Origin of the sequence: Ramlibacter sp., assembly GCF_028291745.1 — a bacterium.
Classification (GTDB): domain Bacteria; phylum Pseudomonadota; class Gammaproteobacteria; order Burkholderiales; family Burkholderiaceae_C; genus Ramlibacter.
The window spans coordinates 40,175-56,410 of sequence record NZ_JAQGNQ010000068.1 but is presented as its reverse complement, the minus strand read 5'-3'; the positions used below and the strand labels follow the sequence as shown (position 1 = coordinate 56,410).

The window sequence follows — 16,236 nt, the reverse complement described above, 5'->3', positions numbered from 1 at the left end:
CACCCGGCGCAGTGTGGATGCCGAGTCAAGCCCGGCATGACATTGGTTTGACTGCCGCTTTCATGCAGCCCCCAGCTTGCACCCCGCCCCCGAATCCGACAGCGCCTTCGCCGCAATCCCGATTACCTTGTTGTCCTTGTTCTCCACCCGGCGCAGGTAAATGTCCTGGATCGGGTTGTGCGCCTTGCTCATGGACCACTTGCCGCGCGGGCTGTCGATGGTCTGCGTCTCCAGCGCGTGGTACAGCGCCTGCTTGTTGCCCATGTCCCCCTTCACCGCGGCCGCACCCTGCGCCAGCAGCAGGCCGGTGTCGTAGCCCTGCACGGCATACACGTCCGGCTGCATCTTGAACTGCGTGGCATAGGCGGTGCGGAACTGGTGATTGCGCGGCGTGTCGAGTGAGTCCGCGTAGTGCATCGTGGTCATGATGCCTTCGGCGGCGGGACCGGCGGCCTCGAGCACACCCTCGGTGAGGAAGCCCGAGCCCCACAGCGGGATCTTGTCCTTGAGGCCCGCGGCGGCGTAGTCGCGAATGAACTTGGCGGCGGCGCCGCCGGCGAAGAAGCAGGCCACGGCATCCGGACGCAGCGAGGCGATCTCGGTCAGCAGCGCCTGGAATTCGACGTTGGGGAAGGGCAGGCCCAGTTCCTTGACGATGGTGCCGCCGGCCTTGGTGTAGCTGTCGCGGAAACCTTCGAACGCTTCGTCGCCCGCGGCGTACTTCCACGTGATCCACACCGTCTTCTTCAGGCCCCTGTCCATCATGGGCTTGCCGAGGGCCAGCGTCGGCTGGCTGTTGGTGAAGGAGGTGCGGAAGACGTTGGGTGCGCACAGCGCGCGGGTCGCGGCATGCGCGCCGGCATTGGGAATCAGGTTCAACACGCCGGTCTCGCGGGCCACGCGCTGTATCCCCATCTGCACGCCCGAGTGCACGGTGCCGATGAGGACATCGACCTTGTCACGCTGCACGAGCCGGTTGGCGTTCTCCACGCCCTTGGACGGCTCCGATTCGTCATCGAGCTTGAACCACTCGATCTCGCGGCCGCCGAGCTTGCCGCCCTGTTCCGCGATGGCCATGCGCACGCCGTTCTCGATCGCCACACCGAGCTGCGAGTAGGTGCCGGTATAAGGCAGCATGAAACCCACCCGGATGCGGCTGGATTGCGCGCGCACGATCCCGGGCAGCAGCAGTCCGGTGGACGCCGCTCCGACGATGGCGGCGCCGCGGGACAGGACGAGGCGGCGGGTGGTCATGAAGGTTCCTTCGTTGTGGCTGTCGCGGGCGCGATTTGACCGCGCGCCGCCGCCCGCCGCCACATGGCTTTCCCTCAGCCGGCGGCGCGCAGCTTGAAGCGCTGGATCTTGCCGGTGGCGGTCTTCGGCAGCTCCGAGACAAAGGCGATCCAGCGCGGGTACTTGAAGGGCGCGAGGCGGGTTTTCACGTGCGCCTGCAGTTCCTCCGTGCTCACCTGCTGCCCGGACTTGAGCACCACGTAGGCCTTGGGCTTGGTCAGGCCGTCCGGGCCGGCCACGCCGATCACCGCTGCTTCCAGCACGCCGGAGTGCGTCATCAGGCAGGCCTCGACCTCGAAGGGCGACACGTAGATGCCGCCCACCTTGAGCATGTCGTCGCTGCGGCCGCCGTAGGTGTAGTAGCCATCGCCATCGCGCGTGTACTTGTCGCCGCTGCGGGTCCACTCGCCGGCGAAGGTTGCCTTGGTCTTGGCGCGGTTGTTCCAGTACATGATCGCGGCGCTCGGGCCGTTGATCTGCAGCTCGCCGATCTCGCCGACACCGCATTCGCGGCCGTCATCGCCGACGATGCGAAGCTCGTAGCCCGGAACGGGTTGGCCCGTGGTGCCATAGCGCACCTTTCCGGGGCGGTTGGACAGGAAGATGTGCAGCATCTCGGTGGAGCCGATGCCGTCCAGGATCTCGCAGCCGAATTCCGCAGTCCAGCGCTGGCCGATCTCCGCCGGCAGCGCCTCGCCCGCGCTGGTGCACACGCGCAGCGCGATCGCTTCGCGCTGCGGCCGATCGCCGTCCGCGAGCAGCGCGGCAAACAGCGTCGGCACGCCGCAGAAGATCGAGGGCCGGAACTCCCTGAGGATGCGGAACACCTCGGCGCAGGTGGGGCGCGTGGGCAGCAGCACCGTGGTGGCGCCGACACTGAGCGGAAAGGTGAGGGCGTTGCCCAGGCCGTAGGCGAAGAACAGCTTGGCCGCGGAATAGACGACGTCATCCTCGCGGATGCCAAGAATCGCGCGGCCATAGAGTTCGGCGGTCTGCACCAGGTGCGAGTGCAGGTGCACCGTGCCCTTGGGCGTGCCCGTCGAGCCGCTGGAGTACAGCCAGAAGCAGGCGTCGTCGCTGGAGGTACCGGCCACTTCCATGTCGGCGCTGCCCGAGGCGATGAGATGCGCCACCGAGTGCTCGCCGCTGTCGCCGGCCACGAACATCTGCTTGAGCGTGCCGATCTTGCCCACCAGCGGCTCGAAGGTCGGCAGCAGCGGCTTGGAGACGAACAGCGCCTGCGCGCGCGAATCGCGCAGCATGAACTCGAAGTCCTTCGTGGTCAGCAGCGTGTTGGCCGCCACCGGCACCACGCCGGCGAGGATGCAACCCAGGAAGACCACGGGCCACTCGAGCGTGTCGAGCATCGCCACCAGCACGCGCGTCTCCGGCGCCATGCCGTGGGCGCGCAGGGCGCTGGCGAAGCGGTGCGCCTGGTCCTCGAGCTGCGCATACGTGAGCTGCGCGCCGCTGCTCGCGTCGACATAGGCCACCTTGTCGGGCCGCGCGGCATTGCGCCGCAACAGGTCATGCGCCGCGTTGTAGTCACGCGGAATTTCGACGCGCGGCGGCGTGGTGCTGTGGTCGGCGTGGCTCAGGTGCATGGTTGTCTCCTCGTACCGATCGTTCTCGCTGGATGTCGTGGATGCCCTGGATGCCTGGATATCCCGGATGTCATCCCGGGCTTGACCCGGGATCCACGACGGCGCTCACTCAAGCGCCGCATGGATTGCGGGTCAAGCCCGCAATGACATGGTTTGCGTATCAGGCCGCCTGCTTCTGCAACGCCGGAATCGCTTCCTTCTCCAGCCATTCGCGGCACCACGCCGTCGCCACTTCCTCCGGCATCGTGCCCGCGCTCGCATCGTGGCACCAGACCTCGCCGATGCGTTGCGCGCCCAGGTCGCGCAGGCGCTCGTCGAACTTCTTGCCGCCGAAGCAGAAGGTCTGCAGGTAGGTGCGGTCGCCCAGCGCGATCACGCCGAAGCGCACGTGCCCGAGAAACTTCGGCTGCGCATCCAGCGAGTCGTACAGCGCGCGGGCGTTGTCCGGCACGTCGCCCGAGCCATAAGTGGAGGAGCAGATGAGATAAAGTGCATCTTCGTCGAAGGCGCTGATGTCCAGCCCGTCCATCAGCACGACCTCGATCTCGGCCACGAGGTCGGCGCAGTCCATCTGGATCGCCTGCGCGACATAGTCGGCCGTGCTGGTCATGGTGCCGACGAGGATCTTGAGCTTCATGCGGTTCCGATCAGATGCAGTAAACTGCTTGACATGGCGATGATCGGAAGTATATTGCAATCTTGATCCAGCGCAAACTCCCTGCCGAAACCGCCGCCATGCAGCCCCTCACCGACAGCGCGTCCCGCGCCACACTCGCGGAACTGGGTTCCCGCGTGCGGGCCTGGCGCGCCCGCCGCGGCATGACCCGCAAGCAGCTCGCCGCCGATTCGAACTTGTCCGAGCGCTTCCTCGCCGACGTGGAAAGCGGCAAGGGCAACGCCTCGATCAACTCGCTGGCGCTGGCGGCGCAGGCCCTCAACATCACCATCCTCGACCTGCTGCAGGACGCCCCGCGACCCGCGCTGGCCCGCGTGCAGGGCCTGCTCTCGCGCCTGGACGACGGCCAGCTCGATCAGGCGTACTCGCTGCTGGGTGCCACCTTCGGCCTGGCCGATGCGCAGGGGCGTGAGCAGCGCATCGCCTTGGTCGGCCTGCGCGGCGCCGGCAAGACCACGCTGGGCGCACAGCTTGCGCAGGAGCGCGGCGTGCCGTTTGTCGAACTCGACCGCGAGATCGAGCGCGAGGCCGGCACCAGCATGAACGAGATCCTGCTGCTGCACGGCCAGGCCGGCTATCGCCGCTACGAGCGGCGCGCCCTGCTGCGCATCGCCGAGGAGCATGGCGACGGTGTCGTGATGACCACCGGCGGCAGCATCGTCAGCGAGCGCGAGACCTTCGACCTGCTGCAAAGGCACTTCTACTGCGTGTGGGTGAAGGCCAGCCCCGAGGAGCACATGAGCCGCGTGGTCGCACAAGGCGACATGCGGCCCTTCAATGCGGGCGACGGCGGCGACTCGTCGCGCAGTGCCATGGCCGGCGCGCTCGAGGACATCCGCCGCATCCTGGCCAGCCGCGAGGCGCTCTATGCGCGGGCCGACGCCGTGGTGGACACCGCCGCGCGCAGCATCAAGCAATCCCTGAAAGACCTGGAGCGGGCCGTGCCCGCGCCGCAAGCCATCCTGGAGACCCGATGAATGCGATCACCGAACCCCTGCTGTTCAAGCAGGTGCTGGCTGGCGAGGAACGCGAACTGGTGAGTTTCGCCACGCATCCCTCCCGCTACCGCCACTGGAGCCTCTCGGTGGACGGCGAGGTCGCGCGCCTGAAGCTCGATATCGACGAAGACGGCGGCATCAAGCCCGGCTACAAGCTCAAGCTCAATAGCTACGACCTGGGCGTCGACATCGAGCTGCACGATGCCTTGAACCGGATCCGCTTCGAGCATCCTGCCGTCAAGGTGGTGGTGTTCGAAAGCGGCAAGGACCGCATCTGGTGCTCCGGCGCCAACATCTACATGCTGGGCCTCTCCACGCATGCCTGGAAGGTGAACTTCTGCAAGTTCACCAACGAGACCCGCAACGGGCTGGAAGACTCCTCGCGCCAGGAAGGACTGAAGTCGATCGCCGCCGTGACGGGCGCCTGCGCCGGCGGCGGCTACGAACTGGCGCTGGCCTGCGACCGCATCGTGATGGTCGACGACCGCTCCTCCACCGTGAGCCTGCCGGAAGTGCCGCTGCTGGGCGTGCTGCCCGGCACCGGCGGCCTCACGCGGGTGACCGACAAGCGCAAGGTGCGACGCGACCTGGCCGACATCTTCTGCACCACCAGCGAAGGCGTGCGGGCCGATCGCGCGCGCGACTGGAAACTGATCGATGCGCATGCGAAGCCGCAGCAATTCGGCGCCCTCCTGGAGAGCGAAGTCGCATCGTTGCGGGCGCAATCGAATCGCAGCGGCCCGCGGCAGGGCCTGGAACTCACGCCGGTGAAGGTGACGATCGACGAGCAGGGCTATCACTACCAAGTGGTCGACGTGCAGATCGACCGCGCGGCACGCATCGCCACCTTCACCGTCCACGCGCCCAAGGCCACGGTCGAAGCCACGCCCGAAGCGATCGTCGCGGCCGGCGTGAACTGGTGGCCGCTGCAGCTGGCACGCGAGCTCGATGACGCCATCCTCAACCTGCGCGCCAACGAACTCGAGATCGGGACCTGGGTTCTGAAGACCCGCGGCGACGCGCAGCTCGTGATGCAGGCCGACGCCACGCTGGAAAAGCTCCAGCAGCATTGGCTGGTGCGGGAGACGCTCGGTGCGCTGCGCCGCACGCTGGCGCGCCTGGACGTGACTAGCCGCTCGCTGATCGCGCTGGTGGATGAAGGCTCCTGCTTTGCCGGCACCTTGTACGAGCTGGCCCTGGCCTGCGACCGCATTTACATGCTGGACCTGCCGGATGCGCCCGATGCAGCGCCGGCCCTGCGAATGAACGCAGCCAACTTCGGCCGCTATCCGCAGGTCAATGGCCTCACGCGCCTGCAGACCCGCTTCAACGAGGACGCCGACACCATCGCGCAACTGCAAGGCCTGCAGGACAGCCCGCTGCGCGCCGACCAGGCGCTGGGCCTCGGCCTGGTCACCTTGACGCCCGACGACATCGACTGGGACGACGAAATCCGCCTGATGCTGGAAGAGCGCGCCTCACTGTCGCCGGATGCATTGACCGGCATGGAAGCGTCGCTGCGTTTCCCGGGCAAGGAGACGATGGAGACGCGCGTGTTCGGGCGCCTGTCGGCCTGGCAGAACTGGATCTTCATCCGGCCGAATGCGGTGGGGGAAGAGGGCGCACTGAAATTGTTCGGCACCGGCAAGAAGGCGAAGTTCGACTGGAAGCGCGTTTGACGTTGAAAGCGCTGGGGTGCCTTCGGCAGCCCAGCCTACGAAGACCGGTATGCGTAGGCTGGGCTCGCGCAGCGACCCCAGCGAAGAACCACAAGGACCCCCATGACCACCATCGACCTCCAGGCCAAGATCCCCAACAACGTCAACCTGGCCGACAACCGCCAGCTGCAACGCGCGCTGGAACACTGGCAGCCGGCGTTCCTGAACTGGTGGGACGAGATGGGCCCGAGCGACTTCAAGGCCAAGGACGTCTACCTGCGCACGGCCGTCGGGGTCGATGCCTCGGGCTGGGCGCAATACGGCTACACGCCCATGCCCGATTACCGCTGGGGCATCTTCCTGGCCGACCGCGAGGAGAACCGCAAGATCGGCTTTGGCGACCACATGGGCCAGGAGGTCTGGCAGGACGTGCCCGGCGAATACCGCTCCACCTTCCGGCGCCTGATCGTCACGCAAGGCGACACCGAGCCGGCGTCGGTGGAGCAGCAGCGCCTGCTCGGTCACACCGCGCCCTCGCTCTACGACCTGCGCAACCTCTTCCAGGTCAACGTCGAAGAGGGCCGCCACCTGTGGGCCATGGTCTACCTGCTGCACGCGCACTTCGGTCGCGACGGTCGCGAGGAGGCCGAGGAACTGCTGATGCGCCACAGCGGCGACGCCGACAAGCCGCGCATCCTGGGCACCTTCAACGAGCCGATGGACAACTGGCTGTCCTTCTTCATGTTCACGTACTTCACGGACCGCGACGGCAAGTTCCAGCTGAAGTCCTTTGCCGAGAGCGCCTTCGACCCGCTGGCGCGCACCACGCGCTTCATGCTGACGGAGGAGGCGCACCACATGTTCGTGGGCGAGACGGGCGTCGGCCGCGTGATCAAGCGCACGCTGGAGGTGATGAAGGAACTGGGCACCGACGACTGGCAGCGCGTGCGCAATGCTGGCGCGATCGACCTCCCGACGATCCAGAAATTCCTGAACTTCTGGTTCACCAGCTCGCTGGACCTGTTCGGCTCGGAGTCCTCCTCCAACGCCGCCAACTACTTCGCCAACGGCATCAAGGGCCGCCCCGACGAAGCGAAGTTCGCGGACCACGTGGAGTCCGGCACGACGATGAGCCTCCAGGTGCCGGACGGGCAGGGCGGCTTGAAGGACGAGAGCGTGAACGTGCGCAACGGCATGAACGAGGTGACGCGCCTGGAGTACGTCAAGGACTGCAACATCGGCATCACGCGCTGGAACATGGCGATCAAGCGCGCGGGCGTGCCCTTCGAGCTGAAGCTGCCCTCCACGCGCTTCCGGCGCCAGGTGGGCGTGTGGGCCAGCGTGCCGACCAACCCGCAGGGCCAGCCGATCGCGCAAGCCGAATTCGATGCCCGCAAGGGCGAGTGGCTGCCCGGCGACGAGGACATGACTTTCATCAAGAGCCTGATGCACCGCGTGACCGACCCCGGCAAGATGGCCGCCTGGATCGCCCCGCCGGACCGCGGCATCAATGCGCAGCCGGTGGAGTATGAGTACGTGAGGCTTTGAAGCGCGGGTTGTGCGGATGTCATCCCGGGAGCTGGATTTCGCCCGGGCCGCTCCCGCGTAGAATGCAGGTTGGCGGAGCGTAGCGCAGTCTGGTAGCGCATCTGGTTTGGGACCAGAGGGTCGTAGGTTCGAATCCTATCGCTCCGACCAATGAAATCAGGGACTTAGCGTGGTCCCAGTTGGTTCGATTGCTCTCCGGGGTAACGCCTGGGTAACGCAGCGCGGAGCCGAGGGGCTTTTCCGCGCCGCCTCGCACCACGTTGAGCACGGCTACCAAGGCGCTTGGGGGGGAACTGCTCAGGTCCCTTCAGTCCAAATCCGGCGTTGTTGAACAGAGCGTGTCCGGCGTGATCGCTGTCGCCAGTTCGCGCGCTCGCGGGTGGTTGCGGTGCCGCCCGGAGTGGTCCTACGCGCCATCGTGTTCATGGCCAGGTGCTTCCAAAGTTGGCTTTTATCCAACTTCAGGGGTCTACCATGGGATCAAGTTCGCGCCCTTTGCGAGCACTGCTCACACCAGCGGAGGTTGCCGCATTGCTGCGAGTCCCGGTGACAACCCTCGCCGCGTGGAGGTGCACCGGTCGGGTGGCGTTGCGTATATGAAGGTTGGCGGGCACGTCCGCTATCGCCCGGAAGACGTGGAACACCTGAGAGACCACGGGACCGGAGGCTCGCTGCGATGACGTCCAGAGTGCGCGACCGGCGTCCCGCTTGGTGGCCTGCCCGGAGGGACTCGAACCCCCTACCTGCTGCTTAGAAGGCAGCTGCTCTATCCGGATGAGCTACGGGCAGTGTCGTTGCGATTGACGCCGGAATCAGCATGCCGAGAAGGAACGCGTCGCGGGCGGATTCTCGCATCGTTTCGCGCCGTGGCCGCGGCATGGCCGCACACCGCGTTGAGCCTGCATCAGGTCAGTCCGCGCACTTGCCAGGGTCGCCTCTGACGCAGCGCACGGTGTCTTGTTGCTGCGCGAGTGAATCGCCCCGGCTTTTGAGGAGGCTCAACACTCTGAGAGGATTGAGCCATGAACAAGTCGAACAAGTTCTCACCCGAGGTCGTGAGCGCGAGGTGACCGCCACTCAAATCCTGAAGGATTTCATCGACAAGCACCGTGACACCTTCGGGGTCGAGCCGATCTGCAAGGTCTTGCAGATCGCCCCGTCAGTTTATCGGCGACACGCGGCGCTGCTGCGCGAGCCGCATAGGCGCTGCGCCAGGGCGCAGCGCGACGAGGCCCTCGCACCGGAGATCCAACGCGTCTGGCTGGGCAACATGCAGGTCTATGGCGCCGACAAGATCACGAGGCAGTTGGCACGCGAGGGCACGGTCGTAGCTCGCTGCACGGTGGGGCTGATGCGGCGCCTGGGAGTGCGAGGCGTGATGCGCGGCACGGTCGTGAGGACCCAGCGACAGCAAGGCGCCTTGCCCGCTGGACCGGGTCAACCGGCAGTTCCGGGCAGAGCGGCCGAATCAACTGTAGGTCAGCGAGGCCCTCTTGCCGGCCAGTTCGCTTGGCGAGGTCAAGGAGCAACTAAGCCACCGCATGCACCACAGCATCCCCGAGCAGGGCCGATGGCTGAGAGCTGTGGTGAGGGGGTACTTCGCATAGCACGCTGTGCCGACCAACGCCCGGGCGCTCGGCGCATTCCGGCACCACGTTACAGACCTCTGGCGACGAACGCTGCGGCGTCGCAGTCAGAAGGACCACATGAGTTGGAGCCGAATGACGAAGCTCGCTGAAGCGTGGCTGCCGCCACCCCGAATCCTTCATCCATGGCCGGACCAGCGCTTTGCCGTCACTCACCTGAGATAGGAGCCGTATGCCCGAATCGGGCACGTACGGATCTGTGCGGGGGCGTTCAGCAATGGGCCTCCCCACCGTAATCCTCGGTCGAAAGCAGCCGTCCAGGACATCCGGGAACAACGAATTGACCATCGCGCACGCTGCCAACCGTTTCACCGGACGCCCACAGTTGCCGGGCTCTCAGTGCGATTCCGTGACTACGCGGTTTTCGATCGCGCCGATGCCCTCTACCTCACAGCGCACCACGTCTCCGGGCTGGAGATAGCCTGGCGGCTTCATGAAATGCGCCACGCCCGCCGGAGATCCCGTGGAAATCACGTCGCCTGGGTACAGCGTCATGGCTTGGCTGATGTACGCAACGAGTTGCTCAACGCCGAACACGAGGTCGCTTGTATCGCCATCCTGCCGCACCTTCCCGTTGACGAAGGTCTTCAGACCGAGGGGTTTACCCCACTCGATCTCGTCGAGCGTGACCAGATATGGGCCCATAGGGTTGAAGGTGTCGTAGCTCTTGCCCATGAAATGAACTCGGTAGAACGGGTTCGACTCGTGTTCTGCCAACTGGATGTCGCGTGCCGACATCTCGTTGATGACGCAGAAGCCCGCTACGTGGTCGCGTACCTCGGCTTCGCTGATCCTGCGGGCGCGGCGGCCGATGATGACCCCCAGTTCCACTTCATAGTCCAGCTTGCGCGTCTCGGGCGGATGCACGACATCGTCGTTGGGCCCGCAGATGCTCGAAGTCGCCTTCGCCAGGATCATCGGTTGCCTGGGCGCGACCGACTCCTTCAGCACAGCCGTGGCCTCCGCCACGTGCGTGTGGGTGTTGGCGCCGGCGATCATCAGCTTGCGCGGCACCGGCACGGGCGCGCCGAGTCGGACCTCTGCCAGGGCGACGCTCGGGGCGCCATCGCGGCGCGCCCAGGCGCGGGAAATCAGCTGCTTCCAATCCTCCTGCTCCAGCAGCAGGCGCATGTCGCTGACCGGGCGCAGGGCACCCGCCGCTTGCATGGCAGCCTCGAGATCGATGATCCGGTCGCGGTCGACCATGCCGGCGCGTTCGGCGCCAAATTTGCCGTAGCTGGCAAGTCTCATGTGTGCTCCTTACTTGCTCACTGCAGTGAGATGTTGCTGGCCTTGATCACACGCGCCCAGCGCGCTGTTTCGCTTGCCATGTACCTGGAAAACTCCTCCGGTGTCCCCGTCAGCGGTTCGACCTCGGCTTCGGCCAAGCGCTGCTTGACGCCCGGATCCTGCATGGCAGTCGCAAAGGCGGAATTGAGCTTCGCGATCACTTCGCGCGGCGTGCCTGCGGGCGCGACGAAACCCTGCCAGGCGTAGACCTCCACGCCGGGGACACCGGATTCGATGACGGTAGGCAGGTCTGGGAACGCCGGGCGGCGCTTGTCGCTGGCGATGGCGAGCGCCCTCAGCTTTCCGCCCTTGAGCTGCGCCTGGGCGGTGGCGATGTCCAGGAACATGACCTGGACCTGGCCGGAGAGGAGATCGTGCGCGGCGTCGGCGCCACCCTTGTAAGGCACGGCGACCATGTCGAGGTCTGCCTGTTGCTTCAACAGCTCCATCGCCACATGCAAGGGGCTGCCGGGGCCGGGCGCCGCGTAGTTGATCTTTCCCGGATTGCTCTTCGCGTACGCCAGGAACTCCGCCATGTTCCTGACCGGCAACGTGGAAGGGTTGACGAGCAGCAGCAGCGGGAAGCGGCCGGTCAGGCTGATCGGCGCGAATGCCTTTTGCGGGTCGTAGCGCAGCTTCTTGTACAGCGAGGTATTCAAGGCATACGTGCCCACGTCCCCGATCAAGAGGGTGTATCCGTCCGGCGCGCTGTTTGCCACCAGTTCGGAGCCGATGGTGGTGCCTGCTCCGGGCTTGTTGTCGATGACCACCGGCTGACCCAGGACCTCGCCGACCTTGCCGAACACCGTCCGTGCGAAGAAGTCCGTCGCGCCGCCGGGTGGGTAAGGCACGATCAGACGGACCGGCTTGGTGGGATACGCGGTCTGCGCAAAGGCCGCTGTGGTAAGAACCGCAAGCAGGGCCGCAAGGAAATTGATCAATAGCCGTCTCATGGCGTTGTCTCCGTGTTCTCGTTGGTTCCAGCACCGGCTGGCGCAAGTACGATAGGCCGGTCCGCGGCTTCGCTCAAGAACTTGATTGGGTCTGTCCGCCGAGCGGACGCTTCCATGGCCCCCCACACCTCTGCCTCTTCAGCTGACCGTGCGTCCCGCGAGCCCGGCAAGTCCATGCGTGGCGCCGCGCGGACGCTGGACGTGCTCGCGGCATTGAACCGGAACAACCGGGTCACGGTCAGTCAGCTCGCCCTGGCCACGGACATCTCGCGGCCGGCCCTGTACCGATTTCTCGCAGCACTTTGTGACCAAGGCTATGTCGTCAGGCGGCCGGGCAGTGACAAGTATGAGTTGACGCCGCTCGTGCGCTCCCTGAGCGAAGGCTTCAAGGACGAGGACTGGCTCCGCACCGTCGCCACGCCGGTCATCAAGCATCTGCAGGAGCAGGTCGTTTGGCCCACCGACCTGTCGACGTTCCACGGCAACGCGATGTACTTGCGCGAGACCACGCGGCTCGCCAGTCCCATGACCATCGACCGTGTCACGGTGGGGATGCGCCTGCCGATGCTCCGCTCGGCGGCCGGGCGCGCGTACCTGGCGTGGTGCCCTGTGAGCGAGCAGCAGTTGATCCTGGAGAACCTGCGGGCGAGCGAGCATCCGGATGATGCAGGCGCCCGCGATGCCCAATGGGTAGTCAATCTGATCGCGAACACGCGCCGTCGCGGCTATGGAGAGCGGCAGGAGGAGGTGGTGGAACGAACCGGCGCGATCGCGGTTCCCATCCAGCTGGGCCGACGTATCGTGGGGTGCCTGAGCATCACCTTCATCGCTTCGGCACTGACTCCGCAGCTGGCCGCGCGTCGGCACCTCGAGGCCATCCGCTGCGCTGCGCACGACATCGAAAACGGATTGGATTGCCTGGAACTGGCGGCACCCGCGGACCCCTTTTCGGTTGATGCGCAGAGCTGAGGTCAGTCCTGCTGCAGCTGCGAAGCGAGAAAGCCGACCAGGTCCAGCAGTTGCGTCCCCACTGGGTCGGTGTGCCCGCCGGCATACACGGCCAGCTGCTTTTCGCGGCTGGCGAGCGCCTCGTAGATTTCCACCTGTCCTTCGGACGTGAAGAATTCGTCTTCGCTCTTTTGCTGGAAGAGCACGGGGATGGTGACGCGGCGGGCATCCTCCACCAGCCGGCCGCTGTTGACGCGGCTGGTGCCCCACATCCCCAACACGGCCGCCCGGATGCGCGGCTCGCAGGCCACGAAGGGCAGCCCATACGCCGTTCCCATCGAGATTCCGTACCAGCCGATCGCCTGGGGATCGACCTCGGGCAGCGTGCACAGATGATCCAGGGTGGCGCGCCAGTCCGCGATCATGGAGTCGACGGAGCCCCCCGCCGCCCACAGCGCGCGGAACTCGTCGCGCACGGCCGCCCCAGCGTCGAGCGACGCGCGACGGTCCCCGTGCACGGGCCCGTCGATCGCGGCCACCACGAAGCCATGCACCTGCACCAGCGGCATCGCCGCATCCAGCACCAGCTGCGAAGTCTTGTGGCCGCTGCCGCCATGTCCTATCAACACCAGGGGCCGGGGGCCGGACGCACCGGCGGGGATCCAGGTCACGGCCGGGACGCGGCGGTCCTGTGCCTGGATCGAGAAGCGCTGTTCCACGGCTTGAAACTGGCGCGGGTGTCCGGAGGAAGTGCTCATGCCCTGCATTGTTGGCCCGCGCGGCATGCCAGTGGGCGATGTGGGCATAAGCCATCAGACATGGCGCAGGGCCCGCCAACTTCTGATACTTGGCCCCTCGATGCGCCCAGCGCCCCGCACCGCGGCGGCGCCCGCGCGCACGCATTCCCCCCGAGGAGACAAATCCCGTGCAAGCCAAGAACATGATCGCTGCGCTGCTGGCGCTGGCGGCGAGCAGCGTCGCCGTCGCCGACGCGTGGCCGTCGCAGTCCATCCACCTGATCGTCCCGTATGCGCCCGGTGGCGGCAACGACGTGATCAGCCGCCTGGTTGCCAGGCAGCTGGAAGGCAAGCTGAAGGTGCCAGTGCTGGTAGACAACAAGGGAGGCGCCAACGGCTCGATCGGCGTGGTGATGTTGAAGCAGGCCAAGCCCGACGGCTACACGCTCGCCACCATCCCCTCTGGTCCGCTCGACGTGAACCCGTTCCTCATGAAGGGCATCACCTACGACCCGGCGAAAGACTTCACGTACATCGGCCCGATGGTGAAGTTCCCGCTGTTCCTGGCGGTGGCGCCGAACTCCGGCGTCAAGACGGTGGCACAACTGATCGCCAAGGCAAAGGCCGAACCGGGCAAGGTCACCTACAGCTCCGCCGGCATCGGCAACAGCACGCACCTGGCCGGAGCACTGCTCGCGCACGCCACCGGCACGCAGATGACGCACGTCGCGTACCGGGGCAGCGGCCCGGCCGCCGTGGCGCTGATGGGTGGAGAAGTGACCTTCACCTTCGGTTCGGGTCCGTCGATCATGGACTTCGTGAACAGCGGCAAGGTCGTCGGTCTCGGAGTCTCGGAGCCGGCGCGGCTGGAGTCGGAGAAGAACATCCCGACGATCGCGGAACAGGGCGTGCCCGGCTTCGAGGCTTCGTCGTGGGCCGGCATCGTCGGACCCGCGGGCCTGCCCAACGCGGTCGCCGACAAGCTGACCCAGTCGCTGCGCGAGGTGATGGAGGACCCCGAGTTCCGCAAAGTGGTGTTCGCGCGCGGCATGGTGCCCATTTCCGGCAACGGCAAGGAGTTCGAGACGATGGTGCAGAAGGACGCGCGCAAGTGGTCCAGGCTGATCACCGAAGCCGGCATCAAGGCCGAATGAACGAGACGGACGCGCACCATGAACGACCAGCCGCAGCCGAAGAAGGCATCCCTCTGGATGGCCGAACAGATCGCGAACGCGGGCGTGAGCCACGTGTTTTTCCTCGAAGCGATCCTGCGCGACACGCTCAACGAGCTGCGCCGCCTGGGCGTGCGCACCGTGCTGCCGCACACGGAAAAGGCAGCGGCGTACATGGCCGACGGCTACGCTCGCATTTCCGGCAAACCCGGGCTGTGCTGGGCGCAGTCGGTAGGGGCTGCCAACCTCGCCGCCGGCCTGCAGGACGCCTGGCTGGCGCGCACGCCGCTGATCGCCATCACCGGTCGCAAGCCGCAGGCGGAGCAGGACCGCAATGCCTACCAGGAGATCGACCACGCCAAGGCGTTTGCCGCGGTCACTCGGCACTCAGGCAACGTGACGCGCGCGGCCGACCTGCCGCGGCTCCTGGCGAACGCCTGGCGCACCGCGCTGGCCGGGGCGCCTCGTCCCGTTCACCTGGACGTCGCGGGTCTGATGGCGGAATTCCTGGAGAAGGAAACGCTGGACGACAGTGCGGTCCCCGCCGACCTGCTGCGAAACATTCAGAGGCCTCTGCTCGCGCCCGCCGACTACCAACTGCAGGCAGCAGCCGCCGCGGTGCGCGGTGGCCGCAAGGTGGTGATCGTGGCCGGCAGCGATGCGGTGGTGACCGGGGCCGGCCCCGCGTTGTGCGCCCTCGCTCGCCAGATCGGCGCGCCGGTCGCCACCACCGTGGGTGCCCGCGCCATCCTGCCAACCGAGGACGCGCTCGCCATCGGCACGGTCGGCAGCTATGGCATGTTCGTCACCAACCGGATCGTGCATGACGCGGACGTGGTGCTCGTGGTGGGCGCGCAGCTGAGCGACCAGAACACCCATGCGTGGCGCATTCCTGCCACGCATCAAGCGCTGGTTCAGATCGATGCAGACCCGACCGAGGTCGGGCGCGTCTATCCGCAGGCAGTTCCGGTCGTGGGCGATCCCAGGCTGGCCCTGGAGGCGTTGGCCAACCTGCTGGGCGACTACCGAAGCGACGAAGCGTTTGGCCGCCAGGCGACGCTGGCGATGGCCGCGTGGCGCCAGGAAGTGGCACCGCTGCGCACTGCGGACGGCAGTCCCATCCGCGTAGAGCGCCTCTGCGCGGAAATCACCCGCGCGCTACCCCACGACGGCATCGTCGTGGCAGACACCGGCTACTCCGCGATCTGGACGTCGACCCACATGGAGTTCACCGCCGGCCAAGGCTACCTGAGGGCGGCGGGGTCGCTGGGCTGGTCCTTCCCGGCGGCGCTTGGCGCGAAATGCGCAGCACCGGACCGCAAGGTGGTGTGCTTCAACGGCGACGGCGCCTTCTACTACCATCTGGCGGAGCTGGAGACGGCGCTGCGCTACGACCTGCCGATCACGGTTGTCGTCAACAACAACTCGGGCTTCGGGCAGGACGCCTGCAACATGGTGGCGCGCGGCATGCCGATGGAGCAGGTGCGCGAGCTGGCTGCGTTCCGGTCCACCGACTTTGCCGCCATCGCGCGCTCCTTCGGCGCCAATGGCATCCGCGTGACGCAGACAAGCCAGTTGAGGGGCGCGCTGGACGAGGCAATGAATGCAGACAAGGTGACCGTGGTCGACGTCGCCACGGATTTCCTCGGTCGCGCGCCGGACCCCTGGGCGCCTGCGGCTTGAGCGGCTGCGGGGACCTGCGGGGCCGCGCCA

The 16,236-nt window shown here is 66.5% G+C and carries 12 protein-coding genes, 2 tRNA genes, 1 pseudogene and 1 other annotated feature; of the genes and pseudogenes, 8 read left to right on the top strand and 7 right to left on the bottom strand.

Annotated features, from left to right (window positions below; all coding sequences use genetic code 11):
* Positions 1-60: 60 nt before the first annotated feature.
* The 3 genes from JWP60_RS12610 to JWP60_RS12600 all read right to left on the bottom strand — a co-directional run bounded on the left by JWP60_RS12610 (position 61) and on the right by JWP60_RS12600 (position 3,534).
* Positions 61-1,254, bottom strand: coding sequence for an ABC transporter substrate-binding protein (locus JWP60_RS12610; RefSeq protein ID WP_299791488.1), 1,194 nt, complete (start codon positions 1,252-1,254; stop codon positions 61-63).
* 74 nt (positions 1,255-1,328) lie between these two features.
* Positions 1,329-2,897, bottom strand: coding sequence for a benzoate-CoA ligase family protein (locus tag JWP60_RS12605; RefSeq protein WP_299791486.1), 1,569 nt, complete (start codon positions 2,895-2,897; stop codon positions 1,329-1,331).
* Positions 2,898-3,057: 160 nt separating this feature from the next.
* Positions 3,058-3,534 carry a flavodoxin domain-containing protein gene (locus tag JWP60_RS12600; RefSeq protein WP_299791483.1) on the bottom strand — a complete coding sequence of 159 codons (477 nt, stop codon included), beginning with the start codon at positions 3,532-3,534 and terminating at the stop codon, positions 3,058-3,060.
* 62 nt (positions 3,535-3,596) lie between these two features.
* On the opposite strand from JWP60_RS12600, the gene JWP60_RS12595 reads away from it, so the two are divergent.
* The 4 genes from JWP60_RS12595 (at position 3,597) to JWP60_RS12580 (ending at position 7,927) form a co-directional block, all read left to right on the top strand.
* Entirely contained in the window at positions 3,597-4,550 is a 954-nt protein-coding gene (locus tag JWP60_RS12595) for a helix-turn-helix transcriptional regulator (RefSeq protein ID WP_299791480.1), read from the top strand.
* Positions 4,547-6,250 carry a 2,3-epoxybenzoyl-CoA dihydrolase gene (gene boxC / locus JWP60_RS12590; protein ID WP_299791477.1) on the top strand — a complete coding sequence of 568 codons (1,704 nt, stop codon included), beginning with the start codon at positions 4,547-4,549 and terminating at the stop codon, positions 6,248-6,250. The genes JWP60_RS12595 and boxC overlap by 4 nt, the downstream gene beginning before the upstream one ends.
* A gap of 102 nt (positions 6,251-6,352) precedes the next feature.
* Positions 6,353-7,777, top strand: coding sequence for a benzoyl-CoA 2,3-epoxidase subunit BoxB (gene boxB, locus JWP60_RS12585; protein WP_299791474.1), 1,425 nt, complete (start codon positions 6,353-6,355; stop codon positions 7,775-7,777).
* A 73-nt stretch (positions 7,778-7,850) separates the two neighbouring features.
* Positions 7,851-7,927, top strand: a tRNA-Pro gene (locus JWP60_RS12580).
* A gap of 562 nt (positions 7,928-8,489) precedes the next feature.
* Here the strand turns inward: JWP60_RS12580 and JWP60_RS12575 are convergent.
* Positions 8,490-8,566, bottom strand: a tRNA-Arg gene (locus JWP60_RS12575).
* Positions 8,567-8,854: 288 nt separating this feature from the next.
* Positions 8,855-8,936: a sequence feature (AL1L pseudoknot), on the top strand.
* On the opposite strand from JWP60_RS12575, the pseudogene JWP60_RS12570 reads away from it, so the two are divergent.
* Positions 8,856-9,252, top strand: a pseudogene (locus JWP60_RS12570) (IS3 family transposase); the annotation flags it as partial. It overlaps the preceding feature by 81 nt.
* 507 nt (positions 9,253-9,759) lie before the next feature.
* Here JWP60_RS12570 and JWP60_RS12565 read toward each other — a convergent pair.
* The gene (locus JWP60_RS12565) at positions 9,760-10,674 is read right to left on the bottom strand and encodes a fumarylacetoacetate hydrolase family protein (protein WP_299791471.1); all 915 of its coding nucleotides are present in this window, start codon (positions 10,672-10,674) and stop codon (positions 9,760-9,762) included.
* A gap of 17 nt (positions 10,675-10,691) precedes the next feature.
* The gene (locus JWP60_RS12560) at positions 10,692-11,654 is read right to left on the bottom strand and encodes a tripartite tricarboxylate transporter substrate binding protein (RefSeq protein WP_299791468.1); all 963 of its coding nucleotides are present in this window, start codon (positions 11,652-11,654) and stop codon (positions 10,692-10,694) included.
* A gap of 126 nt (positions 11,655-11,780) precedes the next feature.
* Here JWP60_RS12560 and JWP60_RS12555 point away from each other — a divergent pair, with 126 nt between their 5' ends.
* Complete coding sequence (locus JWP60_RS12555) at positions 11,781-12,635, top strand: IclR family transcriptional regulator C-terminal domain-containing protein (protein ID WP_299791465.1); 855 nt, start codon at positions 11,781-11,783, stop codon at positions 12,633-12,635.
* 2 nt (positions 12,636-12,637) lie between these two features.
* On the opposite strand, the gene JWP60_RS12550 is transcribed toward JWP60_RS12555, so the two are convergent.
* Entirely contained in the window at positions 12,638-13,372 is a 735-nt protein-coding gene (locus tag JWP60_RS12550) for a dienelactone hydrolase family protein (RefSeq protein WP_299791462.1), read from the bottom strand.
* 167 nt (positions 13,373-13,539) lie between these two features.
* On the opposite strand from JWP60_RS12550, the gene JWP60_RS12545 reads away from it, so the two are divergent.
* Together JWP60_RS12545 and JWP60_RS12540 are read left to right on the top strand one after the other, a co-directional pair.
* Positions 13,540-14,505 (top strand): tripartite tricarboxylate transporter substrate binding protein, encoded by a 966-nt coding sequence (locus JWP60_RS12545; RefSeq protein WP_299791459.1) that lies wholly within the window; start codon positions 13,540-13,542, stop codon positions 14,503-14,505.
* Between the two features lie 18 nt (positions 14,506-14,523).
* On the top strand, positions 14,524-16,206 hold the full coding sequence (locus JWP60_RS12540; protein ID WP_299791456.1) for a thiamine pyrophosphate-binding protein: 1,683 nt from the start codon (positions 14,524-14,526) through the stop codon (positions 16,204-16,206).
* The last annotated feature ends 30 nt before the right edge of the window (positions 16,207-16,236 follow it).

Excerpts from the sequence above, each read along its gene's own strand:
- JWP60_RS12610 (WP_299791488.1), bottom strand. The coding sequence starts at position 1,254 with ATGACCACCCGCCGCCTCGTCCTGTCCCGCGGCGCCGCCATCGTCGGA.
- JWP60_RS12605 (WP_299791486.1), bottom strand. The coding sequence starts at position 2,897 with ATGCACCTGAGCCACGCCGACCACAGCACCACGCCGCCGCGCGTCGAA.
- JWP60_RS12600 (WP_299791483.1), bottom strand. The coding sequence starts at position 3,534 with ATGAAGCTCAAGATCCTCGTCGGCACCATGACCAGCACGGCCGACTAT.
- boxC (WP_299791477.1), top strand. The coding sequence starts at position 4,547 with ATGAATGCGATCACCGAACCCCTGCTGTTCAAGCAGGTGCTGGCTGGC.
- boxB (WP_299791474.1), top strand. The coding sequence starts at position 6,353 with ATGACCACCATCGACCTCCAGGCCAAGATCCCCAACAACGTCAACCTG.
- JWP60_RS12565 (WP_299791471.1), bottom strand. The coding sequence starts at position 10,674 with ATGAGACTTGCCAGCTACGGCAAATTTGGCGCCGAACGCGCCGGCATG.
- JWP60_RS12555 (WP_299791465.1), top strand. The coding sequence starts at position 11,781 with ATGGCCCCCCACACCTCTGCCTCTTCAGCTGACCGTGCGTCCCGCGAG.
- JWP60_RS12550 (WP_299791462.1), bottom strand. The coding sequence starts at position 13,372 with ATGAGCACTTCCTCCGGACACCCGCGCCAGTTTCAAGCCGTGGAACAG.
- JWP60_RS12540 (WP_299791456.1), top strand. The coding sequence starts at position 14,524 with ATGAACGACCAGCCGCAGCCGAAGAAGGCATCCCTCTGGATGGCCGAA.